Source organism: Streptomyces sp. NPDC101118 (assembly GCF_044759445.1).
Taxonomy (GTDB): domain Bacteria; phylum Actinomycetota; class Actinomycetes; order Streptomycetales; family Streptomycetaceae; genus Streptomyces.
The window spans coordinates 14,632-28,084 of sequence record NZ_JBIVZG010000025.1 but is presented as its reverse complement, the minus strand read 5'-3'; the positions used below and the strand labels follow the sequence as shown (position 1 = coordinate 28,084).

Below are 13,453 nucleotides of genomic sequence, written 5' to 3'. Positions count from 1 at the left end.
CGGAACTGTCCGGAGAGCATGCTTTCCTGTCCGGATTCCGGCGGTCCGTCAGGGGAGCAGGCGCTGTTCCTTGGCCACGGCGACCGCGCCCGCGCGGGTGTCGACGCCGAGCTTGTCGTAGATCCGGCCGAGGTGCGTCTTGACCGTCGCCTCGCTGATGAACAGCGCCCGGGCGATCTCCCGGTTGCCCAGTCCGTGCGCGAGCTGCCCGAGGATGTCCAGCTCTCGGTCGGTCAGCGTGGGCCGGGTGCCGCGCATCGCGGCCATCACCCGGCTCGCCACCGGCGGCGAGAGGGTGGTGCGGCCCTGGGCGGCCGCGTGGATCGCCGCGAACAGCTCTTCGGGCCGCTCGGCCTTCAGCAGGTAGCCGGTGGCGCCGGCGCCGATGGCCCGGGTGATGTCCGCGTCCGTGTCGTACGTCGTGAGGACCAGGACGTGCGGGGCGCGGCCCGGCAGCGCCGTGATCCGCCGGGTGGCCTCGACGCCGTCGATGCCCTCGCCGAGCTGGAGGTCCATCAGCACCACGTCCGGCCTGAGCTTCTCCGCGAGCGCGACCGCCTCCTCGCCGCTGCCGGCCTCCCCCAGCACCTCGATGTCCGGCTCGCTGCCGAGGAGGGCGAGCAGGCCCGCGCGCACCACCACGTGGTCGTCGCAGAGCAGGATCGTGGTCATGGGCGGGGCTCCAGGGGGATCGAGGCGGACAGCACGGTGCCTTCGCCGGGTGTGGACTCCACGGTCAGGGTGCCACCGAGCTGGCTCACCCGGGCGCGCATGGCGGGCAGGCCGTGGCCGCGGGTCGGGTCGGCCGGGTCCGCGGCCCGCGCCGGGTCGGGTGCGGTCAGGCCCCGGCCGTCGTCGGCCACGTCCAGCACCACCTGGTCGCCGAGGAAGGACAGGGTCAGGGCCGCGGTACGGGCGCCGGAGTGCTCCCGTACGTTCGCCAGCGCGCCCTGCGCGATGCGTAGCAGCGCCGCCCGGGCCCGCTCCGGGAGCGGCACGGGGGTGCCCTCCAGGTGGAAGCGGACGGTGACCTCGGGGCCCGCGTCCAGGGCCCGCAGGGCGTCGGGGAGGGAGCCGCCGCCGTCGAGGCCGGGCGGAGCGAGGTCGTGGACCAGGCGCCGGGCCTCGGCCAGGCCCCGGGCGGCGATCTCGTTGGCGGTGCGGACGTGGCGGCGGGCCGTGGCCGGGTCCGTGTCCCAGGTGCGGTCGGCGGCCTGGAGGAGCATCTGCTGGCTGGAGAGGTTCTGGGCCAGGGTGTCGTGGATCTCCATCGACAGCCGCTGCCGCTCGGCCAGCGTGCCCTCGCGGCGCTCGGTGGCGGCCAGCTCGCGGCGGGTGCGGATCAGGTCGTCGATCAGGGCCCGCTGGCGTTCCGCCTGGCGCTCCATGTGCAGGAACACGGCGGTGGCCAGGGCGGCCACCGCCGGCGGGGCCAGCAGGAGGTTCGGGTCGAACGGGCCGTTGGCCAGCTGGAGCTGCGCGATCACCACGAGGGTGGTGAGCAGGGCCACCAGCACGATCGCCGCGCGGGGCGGGAGGGTGCGCAGGGCGGTGTAGAAGAGCGGCACGGCGCACCAGGCGAAGCTGGGGGCGAGCAGGACCAGCACCACCCAGGTGGCGATCACCAGCCCGAGCCAGCAGAGCCGGCGCAGGGTGGGGGCGGCGCCGAGTGCGGGGCCGAGGACGTAGAGCAGGGCGAGGGTCACGCTGAGGGCGATGATCCAGGGGGTGCGGGCTTCGCCGGGGTGGCGGATGAGGAAGCGGACGAGGGAGGCGGCGAGCAGTGCGAAGAACGCCCCGTGCATGACTGCCGCGAGGGCGCGGGTGCCCTCGTTCTGTGCGGGCTGTGTGGCTGCTGCCTGTGCCATCGCGCCTTCCTCGTCCACGGGGTACGCCCCCATCGTGCCGCTCCCGTGCCGGGTGCGGTGCGGTGCCGCTCCCGTGCCGGGGGCGGTGCCGTGTTGTCGTGCTGCGGTGAGGGGTGCCGCCCGTGCCGCTGCGGGTCCCGTGCCGGGTGCGGTGCCGTGCCGCTCGCGTTCCGGGTGCGGTGCGGCTCCCGCGCCTGGTGCGTTGGCTTGGCGCTGCTGGCCCCTTACCGGGTGCCGGGCCGTGCGAGGTGCGGGCCGTTGCCGCTGCGCGGAGCCAGCCCCCGACCCGCCCTTCCTCCGTTCCCCGGAGCTGCGCCCCGGACCCCGCCCGCCCTCAAGCGCCGGGCGGGCTGGGCTCCCCGGGGCTCCGCCCCGGACCCCGCGCCTCAAACGCCGGCGAGGCTGTGTTCAGCCCCTCCGGCGTTTGAGGAGCGGGGGTCCGGGGGCGGAGCCCCCGAAGGGGTCCGGGCGGAGCTCGGGGAACGGAGGAAGGGCGGGTAGGGGACCAGCCCCGCAGGGCATCGGACCCGAACCCGGCAACGGTCCGCACCGCACCCGGCACGGGCCCCGCACCCGGCACGGGAGCCCGTCCCGGGTGTGGTGCGCGTTCCGGTACGGGAGCCCGTACCCGTGCCCGTCGGGGCGGGAGGTTTCGGAGGGGCCCCGAGCCGGAGGCCTTGGCTCCGGGGCCCCTACCGGCAAGCGTGGCCCCCACGGGAGCCCCCCGCATCAGCCGATCGGTTGACCCCCCTGTCAGCCGGAGCGCAGCGCATCGGCAGCCGGTACGTCGATCAGCCACCCCCGCCCCCGGGGCCAGGATCGAAGGGACAGCGCAACCACCGCAGAGGAGCAGTCGTGAACCTTCGTAACCGCGTCATCACCGGGGCCGGTCTGGCCGTCGTCGTCGGCGCCGTGGGCTTCGGCACCATGACCGCCACCGCCGCCCCCGCCCCGGCGCAGAAGAAGGACGACCCCAAGGGCCTGGTCACCAGCACCCACCTGTCCATCGACGCCGCCGCCGAGGCCGCGCAGGCCGCCCTGGACGCCGCCGAGGCGGAGGGCCAGCGCGTGACCGTCGCGGTCGTCGACCGCAACGGCAACACCGTGGTCACCCTCCGCGGCGACGGAGCCGGCCCGCAGTCCTACGAGTCCGCCCACCGCAAGGCCTTCACCGCGGTCTCCTGGAACGCCCCCACCTCCGTGCTGGCCGGCCGCCTCGCCCAGACCCCGAACCTGAAGGACATCCCCGGCACCCTCTTCCTGGGCGGCGGCGCCCCGGTCCAGGTCAAGGGCGCGCCCATCGCCGGCATCGGCGTCGCCGGCGCCCCGAGCGGTGACCTGGACGAGAAGTTCGCCAAGGCCGGCGTCGAGGCCCTGAACGACTGACCGGACTCCCGGGGGCGGCGCCGGGGCCGCTTAGGATCGAGGACGTGGATCTACGACGTGCCGCCCCCGCCACCGCCGCCCTGCTCGCGCTGACCGCGGCGTGTACGGGCGGCACGGTCGAGGGCACCCCCGGCGCGTCCGGCCTGCGCGACCCGTACTTCCCGAAGGCGGGCAACGGCGGGTACGACGTGACCCACTACGGGCTCAAGCTGGACTACGCCCCCGGCACCGGCGAGCTCTCCGGCACCGCCGAGATCACCGCCACCGCCGGCCAGGACCTCAGCGCCTTCAACCTCGACCTGGAGGGCATGGAGGTCGAGTCGGTACGGGTCGACGGCGAGGGCGCCCGGTTCAACCGGGTCGGCCAGGAGCTGACCGTCCGCCCCTCCGACGAGCTCAGGAAGGGCCGCACCTTCCGCACCGTCGTCCGCTACTCCGGCACGCCCCAGCCCATCGAGGACCCGGACGGCTCCGAGGAGGGCTGGATCGAGACGGACGACGGCGCGGTCGCGGTGGGCGAGCCGCAGGGCTCCATGGCCTGGTTCCCCGGCAACCACCACCCCGCCGACAAGGCCGCGTACGACGTCGAGATCGCCGTGCCCAAGGGGTACGAGGCGGTCTCCAACGGCGTGCTGAAGTCCCGTACCGAGCGCGACGGCAGCACCGTCTTCCGCTGGCACAGCCCCGAGCCGATGGCCGGCTACCTCGCGACCCTCGCCGTCGGGAAGTACACCGTCACCGCCTCGCGCACCGCCTCCGGCCTGCCCGTCCTCACGGCGGTCCGGCCGGAGGAGGCCACCGACAGCGCCGCGGCGCTGAAGCGGATTCCCGAGGTGGTCGACTGGGGCACGCGCCGCTTCGGCCCGTACCCCTTCTCCGCCACGGGCGCGATCGTCGAGGACGACGGCACGCTCGGATACGCCCTGGAGACCCAGTCACGCCCGATCTTCTCGGGCGCGCCGGACACCGAGCTGCTGGTCCACGAGATGGCCCACCAGTGGTTCGGCAACTCGGTCTCGCCCCGGTCCTGGCGCGACATGTGGCTGAACGAGGGCTTCGCGACCTACGCCGAGTGGCTGTGGGCGGAGGACCACGGCGGCCCGAGCGCCGAGAAGCGGTTCCGGACCTTCTACGACGAGGACACCGACGCCGACCCCGAGGCGGACGGCTCCTACTGGGCCTTCCCGCCCGCCGAGCCGCCCGGCGCGGAGCACATCTCGGACTCCCCGGTGTACTACCGGGGCGCGATGGTGCTGCACCGGATCCGCCAGGAGGTCGGGGACGAGGCCTTCTCCGCGCTGGTGCGCGGCTGGGCCGCGGCGCACCGCCACGGGAACGCCGACACCAAGGAGTTCACGGCGTACGCGGAGGAGGAGACCGGCAAGGACCTCTCGGGTATCTGGGAGACCTGGCTGTACGGCGACGGCAAGCCGGCGGAGTGAGCCCTGCCGCCGACGGGTGTCCCGGCGGCTAGCGCAGCGGTTTGCGCAGCACCACGCAGGGGCGGTGCAGCGTACGGTCCTCCGCGCGCCGGATCTCCACGTAGCCCTGGGCCGTCCAGAAGGCCAGGGCCCGGGGGTTGTTCTCCAGTACGGCCAGCCGCACGGCCTCCCGGCCCGCCGCGCGGAAGCGCTCCTCGACCAGGCCGGCCAGCCGGCGCCCGTACCCCTGGCGGTGGACGGTGGCGTCGACGAGCAGCAGGCCGATCCACGGGTCGGGGTCGTCGTCCGACGGGTGGTGGGCCAGCGTGGCGGCGAGGCCGACGAGGCGGCCGCCGGAGCGGGCCAGCAGCACCTCGGAGCTCTCTTCGGCGAGTTCGTCGGCCAGGGCGCGGGCGACCTGTTCGACGGTGATCCGCGCCGGGTCCGGGAAGTCGCCGCTGAGCTCGAAGAAGGCCCGGTTGGTCGCGTAGAGGGCGGCGACCTCGGCGAGGACGGGGCCGGGCAGTGCGCCGTCCGCGGGGGTGAAGGTTTCGAGGATCACCCGGGCACGGTAGCGCGAAGCCCCCTCCGGGGACGGCCGGAGGGGGCTTCGGTCCGGTTCGGGATCAGACGTTGACGCCGAAGTCCTGGGCGATGCCGGTGAGGCCGGAGGCGTAACCCTGGCCGACGGCGCGGAACTTCCACTCGGCGCCGTTGCGGTAGAGCTCGCCGAAGACCATCGCGGTCTCGGTGGCGGCGTCCTCGGAGAGGTCGTAGCGGGCGATCTCGGTGCCGCCGGCCTGGTTCACGACGCGGATGTACGCGTTGCGGACCTGGCCGAAGTTCTGGCCGCGCGAGTCGGCGTCGTAGATGGAGACCGGGAAGACGATCTTGTCGACGTCGGGGCTGAGGCCGGCCAGGTTGACGCTGATGGCCTCGTCGTCGCCGGCGCCCTCGCCGGTGCGGTTGTCACCGGTGTGGACGATGGTCTGGTCCGGGGTGGACTTGTTGTTGAAGAAGACGAAGTGGCCGTCCGAGACGACCTTGCCCATGGCGTTCACCGCGATTGCCGAGGCGTCCAGGTCGAAGTCGACACCGGTCGTGGTCCGGACGTCCCACCCGAGGCCGACGGTGACGGCGGTCAGGCCGGGCGCCTCCTTCGTCAGCGAGACGTTGCCGCCCTTGGACAGGCTTACTGCCATTGGGATGTCCCTTTCCTCGTCCTGTGAGCCGGTGCGATGACCGTGCGTCGGTCAAGCTACCGCTGATCTGGATAACGCGGGGAGGGGGCGGGCCGGTTCCCCGGGGGCAAAACCGCGTGACGGGGCGCGGCGGGGGCGGGATCATGGGGGCATGCCTGGTCCTCACGTCATCCGCGGCTCCGTCCTCCTGCCGGAGGCCGAGCTCCAGTGGCGTTTCTCGCGTTCCTCGGGGCCCGGCGGGCAGCACGTCAACACCTCGGACTCCGCCGCCGAGGTGCTCTTCGACGTGGCCGCCACCAAGGCGCTGCCGGAGGTGTGGAAGCAGCGGGCGCTGGAGCGGCTGGCCGGCCGTCTGGTGGGCGGGGTGCTCTCCGTACGGGCCTCCGAGCACCGCTCGCAGTGGCGCAACCGCGAGATGGCGATGGTCCGGCTGGCCTCGCTGCTGGCGGAGGCCACCGCGCCGCCGCCCAAGCCGCGCCGGGCGACGAAGGTTCCGCGCGGCATCAACGAGCGCCGGCTGCGCGAGAAGAAGGCGCGTGCGGAGACGAAGCGGGGGCGGTCCGGCAGGGACTGGTGAGCCGGCTCCCTGGTACGTCCGGAGTCGGTCCGCCCGTACGCCCGGAGCCGCCTGACCGGTGGTCAGGAGCCGAGCTGCCGGTACCGCCCGCGGAAGTAGGTGAGCGGCCGGCCCTCGGCGGAGGGCAGAGCCGCCGTCAGGACCCGCCCGATGACGAGGGTGTGGTCGCCGGCGGTCACCCGCTGCTCGGTACGGCACTCCAGCGTCGCCAGTGCGCCGCCGACCAGCGGAGCGCCGGACGCGTCCCCCCGTACGTACGCGATGTCCTCGAACAGCAGGCGGTCGCTGATCCGGCCCTTCATCGCGAACCGGCCGGCGATGTGCCGCTGGCTCTCGGCGAGCAGCGACGCTCCCCAGAGGGGCTGTTCGGCCAGCAGGTCGTCCATCCGGGAGCCCTCGCGCAGGCTCACCAGCACCAGGGGCGGGTCGAGGGAGACGGACATGAAGGCGGTGGCCGTCATCCCGACGTCCTCGCCGCGCGGGCCGTCGTCGGTCAGCGGGGGCTCGTGGGCGGTGATCAGCACCACTCCCGCGGCCAGCCGGGACATCGCGGCGCGGAACTCGTCATTGCTCACCCCCTCAGCATGAGGGGTGGCGGGTGTGGCGCGGGGCAAGGGGCTCGTCTTGGGCACCCTCAGGACGCTAGTCTCGGCCCCCCGCGCGGCACATCGGGCGTCGGTCCGAGCCGTGACGCGGCCCCGTCCTAGGTCCCCCGGCGTATCGTTTGCTCACGAAAACGACAGGGAGCGCTCCCAGCCCCGGTGGAGCTCCTTCTTCATCTCATGTGACTTGAGTCACAGAGGGCAAGATTTGTTGACCCTGTGTACCGGCGGAACAGCTCACTGTGATTCAGTGGAATGGACACCGCAACGAAACGCCGATGACAAACCTGGAGTTGCTGTCGAGGTCTCGGGGAGAGCGAGCAATGGAGACCGAGTCGGAGCCGTACGTCCGTCTTGCGACCCTGCGGCAGCTGCACCAGGTGGTGGCCGAGCTGAACACGGCCCGGAGCCTGGCGGACACTCTGCAGACCGTCGTGGACGGCATCGTCGTGGGCCTCGGCTACGAGCTCGCCTGTGTCAACCTCGTACGCCCCGACGGGGATCTGGTCGTCGCCGCCTTCGCAGGTGACCCCTCCGCCGAAGCCCTCATCACCGGTCGCGTCGGCTCCCGCGCGTCCTGGGAGCGCAGGCTCTCGATGGGCGAGTCCTGGGACGGCCTGCGGTTCATCCCGCACACCGAGGGCTGGGTGCTCATCGAGGACGACGTGCCCCAGTGGCACACGGACGGCCCCGATCCGCGCTTCGAGGACGAGTGGCACCCGGAGGACCGCCTCTACGCCCCCATGTACGCGTCCGGCGGGGAACTTCTGGGTGTCATTTCGGTGGACAGACCGCGCAACGGGCGCCGCCCGGGCGCGTGGGGGCGCGAAGCGCTCCAGATGTACGCCTTCCAGGCGGCCATTGCGATCAGCAACGCCCGGCTCCGCGCGAACATGCAGCGGGCCCTGGTGCGCCTGGAGCGGGAGCAGCAGGCGCTGCGGGCGAGCGAAGAGTCGTTCCGGCAGGCCTTCGAGTACGCGCCCAGCGGCATGGCCATCGCGGAGATGGGCGGTGACCAGCACGGACGCCTGCTGCGCACGAACGACGCGCTGTGCCGGCTGCTGGGCCGCCCCGCCTCCGTACTGCGCCGGTACTCCTTCTCCGACCTGGTCCACCCCGAGGACATCGGCACGCTGCTGCGCACCTCCGCCGAGGGCGGCCGGGCCGAGCTGCGGCTGGGGCGGCGCGACGGCACGTACGTCTGGGTCTCGCTGCGGAACTCGGTGGTCGCGGACGCCGCCGACGGGCCGCGCTTCCTGCTCACGCACGTCGAGGACATCGAGGAACGCAAGCGGCACGAGCTCCAGCTCGCGCACCGGGCCAGCCACGACTCCCTCACCGGGCTGCCGAACAGCGCCGAGCTGCGGGCCAGGCTCGGGGCGCGGCTGTGCCGCAGGCCACAGTCGGTGCGGGCGAGCGCGGTCGAGGCGCTGGACGCGGCCTTCGAGGGCCGCCCGGAGGACGGGACGGCAGGTGAGCACGGGTTTCCGGCCGACGGCTACACCGATCCCTTCGACCTGCCCGGGGGCGCGGACGCGGGCCCGTACGACCACCACGTGCACACGGTCGCCCCGGCCACGGACATCGACGACGGCACCAAGGGCCTGGCCGTCCTCTTCTGTGACCTGGACGGCTTCAAGTCGATCAACGACCGCTTCGGGCACCACACGGGTGACGCGGTTCTCATCGAGGTGGCACGCCGCCTGACCACGGGCGTCAGGGACGGTGACACCGTCGCCCGGCTGGGTGGTGACGAATTCGTCGTCCTGGCGGACGGGCTCGGGGCCGCGGACGCCGCCGATCTCGCCGTCCGGCTGCGGAACGCCATCATCCCGCCGATCCGCGTGGACGGGCGGGCGGTGCGGGTGGGCGCCAGTTTCGGCATCGGGTGGGCCAGCTGCGGAATGTCGGCGGACGAGGTGCTGCGCTCGGCCGACCAGCGGATGTACATCGAGAAAAGGTCGCGTTCCAAGGCCCACCGGAGGGCCGGCTGAGGCCATCGGCCGCCCGGGAGAGCGCCTGTTCGAGGTAGGCTCCCGTGGGTCGAAAGGATGGACCCGCGATGACGCCCGCGAACAACGGCCCGAACAACGGCGCGAACACGCCCGAAGACGACGACCCGTTCGGTTACCTCTACGCGGACGGCCAGGCCGCCGGTGCCACTCCGCCCTCGCAGGGCGGCGGTTACGGCTACCCGGGCCCGGCCGGCGGTGCGCAGCCCGGTGTGCCGCGGACCTCGTACAACCAGGTGCGGACGGTGGGCGAGCGCCGCGGCCCGCGCCAGGTACCGCAGCAGCAGCCGCAGCCGCACTACTCCGCGCCGGAGACGCTCCAGGCCGGGTACGGCGTCCCGCAGCAGAACGGCTACGGACAGCAGCCGCCTCAGCACTACGCGCCCGAGCCGGCCCGCCGGGGCTCCAGCCGGCGCGGTCTGCTGATCGCGGCGGTGGCGGTCGTCGGCGCGGTGGTCATCGGCATCGGTGTGGCGCTGATCACGGACAACAAGGGCAAGGACAAGGGCGACAAGGCCGGCCCCAGCGACAAGGTCAGCCAGGCCCCCGCGACGCCGGGCCCCTCGAAGTCGGACGACGGTGACTCGGACTCCGATGACACCGGCACCCTCCCGAAGGCCGACGCCGCCTCGGGCACGGGCCTGGCCCTGGCCGGCGGCGCGACCCCGCAGAACACGGTCCCGGGGGCCAGGTCCGCCGACGGCAAGTACCTCGGCGGCTTTAACGCGGTCGGCTCGTCGTTCACCTGGACCGTGGACGTGAAGGACGAGGGCAAGTACAAGCTGCGGCTGCTCTACGCGGTCCCCGGTACGGACGCCAACGCGACCCTGACGATCAACGGCACTCCGGAGAGCCGTCCGATAAACATGAAGAACTGGTCCAACGCGCCGGCGGGCGCCTGGGACAAGGGCTGGACCAACACCTACTCGGTGATCACCCTGAACAAGGGCACCAACACCATCAAGGTCTCCTGCGAGCAGGGCAACTCCTGCGACGCGATCATCGACCAGGTGGTGTTGGAGCAGGGCTGACCCCTCTCCGCCAAGACGCCTTGAGGCCGCGGCCCGATCCCTCTCGGAGGGACCGGGCCGCTGTCGTACCCGGACTTAACCCGGCGTCACCTTCGTGCCCGTCAGAACGGCTTCGTACGTGGGGCGGTGGAATTCGCCGGCCGTCGCGGCGTGGACGGTGGCTGCCGAGAGGGCTACCGCCCGGGTGAGGCGGGCGGGCCAGTCCAGGTTCTCGGCCAGTGCCGAGAGGAGGCCCGCCACCGCCGAGTCGCCGGCGCCGGTCGGGTTGCCGGAGAGGGTGCGCGGCGGGGCGGCCTGCCAGGTGCCCTCGGGGGTGGCGGCGAGGAGGCCGGCGGGTCCCAGTGAGGTCACCACCGCCTGCGCGCCCCGGCGCCGGGCGTCCAGGGTGGCCGGCAGCGGGTCCCGGGAGCCGGTCAGCTCGGCCAGCTCGGAGGCGTTCGGCTTGATCAGCTCCGGCCGCGCCGCGATGCCCCGGCGCAGGGCCTCCCCGCTGGTGTCCAGCAGGACCGGCGTGCCGGCGGCCCGCGCCGTGCGGACCAGCACCGCGTACGCGCCCACCGGCAGGCCCGGCGGGAGGCTGCCGCACAGGGCCACCGCCCGCGCGTCGTCGACCAGGTCGGCGTACCGGGCCAGGAAGGCGCTCCACTCGGCGGGCGTGATCACGGGCCCGGCCTCGTTGAACTGCGTGGTGTCGCCGGTGGTCTCGTCGACCACCGCCACGGTCCGGCGGGTGTTGCCCGCGCACGGCACGAAGGCGTCGGCCACCGCCGACCCCTCCAGCCCCTCCCGCACCACCGCGCCCACGGGACCGCCCAGGAACCCGGTCGCGGTCACCTCGTGGCCCAGCGCGGCCAGCACCCGGGCGACGTTGACGCCCTTGCCGCCGGGCCGCTCGGACACGTCCGTGACCCGGTGCGAGGCGTGCGCGCGCAGCCGCGGCACGCGGTACGTGACGTCGAGCGCCGTGTTCAGCGTGACGGTAAGGATCATTGCGCGGCACCCCCAAGAGACAGCCCCCAGAGGCGGGATCATGCCAAAAGGATGGCGGGCGGCCCAGAGCGCGGGCCACCCGCCTTTCCCGACAGCGGCCAATCCGGGGCGAATCGCATCCGAATGGCGCCTGAACAGCTGTCAGCCGGCCGTCATGCCGACGGGTTGACCACCCATTCGCCGCGCCGCATGACGCCCTTCAGCTCGAAGGCCGCGTCGAGAACCACCAGGTCGGCGTACTTGCCCGGCTCCAGGGAGCCCACCTGGTCGTACAGCCCCAGCAGCTTCGCGGGGTTCGCGGAGATGGCCTGCACCACCGACTCCACCGGGAGTCCGTCGATCGTGACCGACCTCTTGAACGCGGTGTCCAGCGTGAGCGTCGAGCCGGCGATCGAGCCGCCCTCCGCGAGCCGCGCGACGCCGTCCTTCACCTCGACCGCGAGCGGGCCCAGCTTGTACGTGCCGTCGCCGAACCCGGCCGCGTCCATCGCGTCGGTGATCAGCGCGACCCGGTGGGCGCCGGCGTGGTGGAAGGCCAGCTCCACGGTGGCCGGGTGCAGGTGCGTGCCGTCGTTGATCAGCTCGACGGTGACCCGCTCGTCCTCCAGCAGCGCGGCGATCGGCCCCGGTGCCCGGTGGGCGAGCGCCGGCATCGCGTTGAAGAGGTGGGTGGCGACCGTCGCGCCCGCGTCGATGGCCTCGACGGTCTGCTCGTACGAGGCGTCGGTGTGCCCGATCGCGGCGATCACGCCGTGCTCGGCCAGCAGCCGTACGGAGTCCAGGCCGCCCGGCAGCTCGGTGGCGAGCGTGACCATCCGCGCCTGCCCGTGCGCGGCGTCGATCAGCTTGCGCACCTCGGCCGGGTCGGGGGCGCGCAGCAGGCCCTCGGTGTGGGCGCCCTTGCGGCAGGGGGAGATGAACGGGCCCTCGAAGTGGATGCCCGCGATGTCGCCCTGCTGGGCCAGCTCGGCCAGCAGGGAGGCGCGCCGGGCCAGTTCGTCGAGGTCCTCGGTGACGGTGGAGGCGACCAGGGTGGTGGTGCCGTGCTCACGGTGGGTGCGGACGCCGGTGAGGACGTCCTCCGCGGTGCCGGAGGTGAAGGAGGCGCCGCCGCCGCCGTGGTTGTGCATGTCGACGAAGCCGGGCACGAGCCAGTGGCCGGACAGGTCGAGCACCGGCGCGCCGTCGGGGGCGCTCCCCGCGATCCGGTCACCGGCGACGATCACGCGGCCGTTCTCGACGGTTCCGGTCGGCAGCACCACTCTGGCGCCGGAGAGAACGGTGCTGACTGCGCTTGTGGCCATCAGGCGGATACCTCCGTGGCGAGTAGATCCCAGGCGAGCAGGCCTGCGCCCAGGCATCCGGCGGTGTCCCCGAGGGCCGCCGGAACGATCTGCGGCAGCCGCTGGAACGTCACGCGCTCCTTCACGGCCGTCCTCAGCGGTGTGAACAAGGTTTCCCCGGCCTCCGCGAGCCCGCCACCGATGATCAGCGTGCGCGGGTCCAGCAGGGTGAGCGCGGTGACCAGCCCGTCGGCGAGCGCGCCGACGGCCTCGCCCCAGACGGCGAGGGCGCGCGCGTCGCCGGAGGCCACGGCCTTGGCGCAGTCCGCCGCGTCGGCCTCGGGGTCGCCGGCGGCGGCCGCCCAGGCGCGCGTGACGGCGGAGGCGGAGGCGAGGGTCTCCAGGCAGCCGCGCTGGCCGCAGCCGCACTCGGGGCCGCCGGGGCGGACCACGATGTGGCCGATCTCGCCCGCGTAGCCGTGCGCACCGGCCTCGATGCGGCCGCCGATGCCGATGGCGCCGGCGATGCCGGTGCCGAGGGGTACGAAGAGGAAGCGGTCGGCACCGCGGCCGGCGCCGATGCGGCCCTCGGCGAGGCCGCCGGTGCGGACGTCGTGGCCCAGGGCGACCGGGATGCCGCCGAGGCGGGCGCTGAGGAGTTCCCGCATGGGTACGTCGCGCCAGCCGAGGTTCGCCGCGTACACGGCGATGCCGTTCTCGGCGTCGACGATGCCGGGCACGGCGACGCCGGCGGCCGCGGCGCTCTCGCCGTACCGCTCGCGGCCGAGCGCGCGCAGGTCCGCGGCGAACTCCAGGATCGACTCGACGACGGCCTCGGGGCCCCGCTCGCGGCCGGTGGCGCGGCGCGCCTCGTGCAGCAGCGTGCCGTCCGCGCCGACCAGGGCGGCCTTCATCCCGGTGCCGCCCACATCGAGGGCGATGACGTGTTTCACGGGTTTCACGGGGGACAGTCTCGCGTGTCGGAGAGGGAAAGGTCTAGTCCACTGGGAGGATTGTTGACTCGCCATACAAACGAGGACCGGGACCCTCCCCTCCCTGTAAAGGTGGCGTGAGAGTGGTG

At 73.5% G+C, this 13,453-nt stretch carries 13 protein-coding genes; 5 read left to right on the top strand and 8 right to left on the bottom strand.

The window, feature by feature from the left end:
- Nucleotides 1-48: 48 nt before the first annotated feature.
- Both ACIQUQ_RS30500 and ACIQUQ_RS30495 read right to left on the bottom strand, forming a co-directional pair.
- On the bottom strand, nucleotides 49-672 hold the full coding sequence (locus tag ACIQUQ_RS30500; protein WP_403982377.1) for a response regulator: 624 nt from the start codon (nucleotides 670-672) through the stop codon (nucleotides 49-51).
- Nucleotides 669-1,868, bottom strand: coding sequence for a sensor histidine kinase (locus ACIQUQ_RS30495; RefSeq protein ID WP_403982375.1), 1,200 nt, complete (start codon nucleotides 1,866-1,868; stop codon nucleotides 669-671). The genes ACIQUQ_RS30500 and ACIQUQ_RS30495 overlap by 4 nt, the downstream gene beginning before the upstream one ends.
- An 855-nt stretch (nucleotides 1,869-2,723) precedes the next feature.
- Between ACIQUQ_RS30495 and ACIQUQ_RS30490 the strand changes: the two genes are divergently transcribed.
- Together ACIQUQ_RS30490 and ACIQUQ_RS30485 are read left to right on the top strand one after the other, a co-directional pair.
- Nucleotides 2,724-3,254: a heme-binding protein gene (locus ACIQUQ_RS30490; protein WP_403982372.1), complete on the top strand. Its 531-nt coding sequence runs from the start codon at nucleotides 2,724-2,726 to the stop codon at nucleotides 3,252-3,254.
- 44 nt (nucleotides 3,255-3,298) lie between these two features.
- Nucleotides 3,299-4,696 (top strand): M1 family metallopeptidase, encoded by a 1,398-nt coding sequence (locus ACIQUQ_RS30485; RefSeq protein ID WP_403982370.1) that lies wholly within the window; start codon nucleotides 3,299-3,301, stop codon nucleotides 4,694-4,696.
- 28 nt (nucleotides 4,697-4,724) lie between these two features.
- On the opposite strand, the gene ACIQUQ_RS30480 is transcribed toward ACIQUQ_RS30485, so the two are convergent.
- Both ACIQUQ_RS30480 and ACIQUQ_RS30475 read right to left on the bottom strand, forming a co-directional pair.
- The gene (locus tag ACIQUQ_RS30480) at nucleotides 4,725-5,237 is read right to left on the bottom strand and encodes a GNAT family N-acetyltransferase (protein WP_403982367.1); all 513 of its coding nucleotides are present in this window, start codon (nucleotides 5,235-5,237) and stop codon (nucleotides 4,725-4,727) included.
- Between the two features lie 64 nt (nucleotides 5,238-5,301).
- Nucleotides 5,302-5,877 (bottom strand): TerD family protein, encoded by a 576-nt coding sequence (locus ACIQUQ_RS30475; protein WP_403982365.1) that lies wholly within the window; start codon nucleotides 5,875-5,877, stop codon nucleotides 5,302-5,304.
- Between the two features lie 151 nt (nucleotides 5,878-6,028).
- Between ACIQUQ_RS30475 and arfB the strand changes: the two genes are divergently transcribed.
- Nucleotides 6,029-6,454, top strand: a complete 426-nt coding sequence (arfB, locus tag ACIQUQ_RS30470) for an alternative ribosome rescue aminoacyl-tRNA hydrolase ArfB (RefSeq protein ID WP_403982362.1) — start codon at nucleotides 6,029-6,031, stop codon at nucleotides 6,452-6,454.
- A gap of 62 nt (nucleotides 6,455-6,516) precedes the next feature.
- Here the strand turns inward: arfB and ACIQUQ_RS30465 are convergent, their stop codons facing one another.
- Nucleotides 6,517-7,002 carry a flavin reductase family protein gene (locus tag ACIQUQ_RS30465; RefSeq protein ID WP_403982582.1) on the bottom strand — a complete coding sequence of 162 codons (486 nt, stop codon included), beginning with the start codon at nucleotides 7,000-7,002 and terminating at the stop codon, nucleotides 6,517-6,519.
- 377 nt (nucleotides 7,003-7,379) lie between these two features.
- Between ACIQUQ_RS30465 and cdgB the strand changes: the two genes are divergently transcribed.
- Nucleotides 7,380-9,050: a diguanylate cyclase CdgB gene (gene cdgB / locus ACIQUQ_RS30460; RefSeq protein WP_403982359.1), complete on the top strand. Its 1,671-nt coding sequence runs from the start codon at nucleotides 7,380-7,382 to the stop codon at nucleotides 9,048-9,050.
- Nucleotides 9,051-9,118: 68 nt separating this feature from the next.
- The gene (locus ACIQUQ_RS30455) at nucleotides 9,119-10,099 is read left to right on the top strand and encodes a CBM35 domain-containing protein (protein ID WP_403982357.1); all 981 of its coding nucleotides are present in this window, start codon (nucleotides 9,119-9,121) and stop codon (nucleotides 10,097-10,099) included.
- A 75-nt stretch (nucleotides 10,100-10,174) separates the two neighbouring features.
- Here ACIQUQ_RS30455 and ACIQUQ_RS30450 read toward each other — a convergent pair whose 3' ends face one another.
- The 3 genes from ACIQUQ_RS30450 to ACIQUQ_RS30440 form a co-directional block, all read right to left on the bottom strand.
- Nucleotides 10,175-11,089, bottom strand: a complete 915-nt coding sequence (locus tag ACIQUQ_RS30450) for a 1-phosphofructokinase family hexose kinase (protein ID WP_403982354.1) — start codon at nucleotides 11,087-11,089, stop codon at nucleotides 10,175-10,177.
- 152 nt (nucleotides 11,090-11,241) lie between these two features.
- A complete protein-coding gene (gene nagA, locus ACIQUQ_RS30445) occupies nucleotides 11,242-12,393 on the bottom strand; it encodes an N-acetylglucosamine-6-phosphate deacetylase (protein WP_403982351.1) in 1,152 nt (383 codons plus the stop codon).
- Entirely contained in the window at nucleotides 12,393-13,325 is a 933-nt protein-coding gene (locus ACIQUQ_RS30440; RefSeq protein ID WP_403982580.1) for an ROK family protein, read from the bottom strand. Before ACIQUQ_RS30440 ends, nagA begins: the two co-directional genes overlap by 1 nt.
- Nucleotides 13,326-13,453: the final 128 nt, after the last annotated feature.

Excerpts from the sequence above, each read along its gene's own strand:
- ACIQUQ_RS30455 (WP_403982357.1), top strand. The coding sequence starts at position 9,119 with ATGACGCCCGCGAACAACGGCCCGAACAACGGCGCGAACACGCCCGAA.
- ACIQUQ_RS30450 (WP_403982354.1), bottom strand. The coding sequence starts at position 11,089 with ATGATCCTTACCGTCACGCTGAACACGGCGCTCGACGTCACGTACCGC.
- ACIQUQ_RS30500 (WP_403982377.1), bottom strand. The coding sequence starts at position 672 with ATGACCACGATCCTGCTCTGCGACGACCACGTGGTGGTGCGCGCGGGC.
- ACIQUQ_RS30495 (WP_403982375.1), bottom strand. The coding sequence starts at position 1,868 with ATGGCACAGGCAGCAGCCACACAGCCCGCACAGAACGAGGGCACCCGC.
- ACIQUQ_RS30475 (WP_403982365.1), bottom strand. The coding sequence starts at position 5,877 with ATGGCAGTAAGCCTGTCCAAGGGCGGCAACGTCTCGCTGACGAAGGAG.
- nagA (WP_403982351.1), bottom strand. The coding sequence starts at position 12,393 with ATGGCCACAAGCGCAGTCAGCACCGTTCTCTCCGGCGCCAGAGTGGTG.
- cdgB (WP_403982359.1), top strand. The coding sequence starts at position 7,380 with ATGGAGACCGAGTCGGAGCCGTACGTCCGTCTTGCGACCCTGCGGCAG.
- ACIQUQ_RS30465 (WP_403982582.1), bottom strand. The coding sequence starts at position 7,002 with ATGTCCCGGCTGGCCGCGGGAGTGGTGCTGATCACCGCCCACGAGCCC.
- arfB (WP_403982362.1), top strand. The coding sequence starts at position 6,029 with ATGCCTGGTCCTCACGTCATCCGCGGCTCCGTCCTCCTGCCGGAGGCC.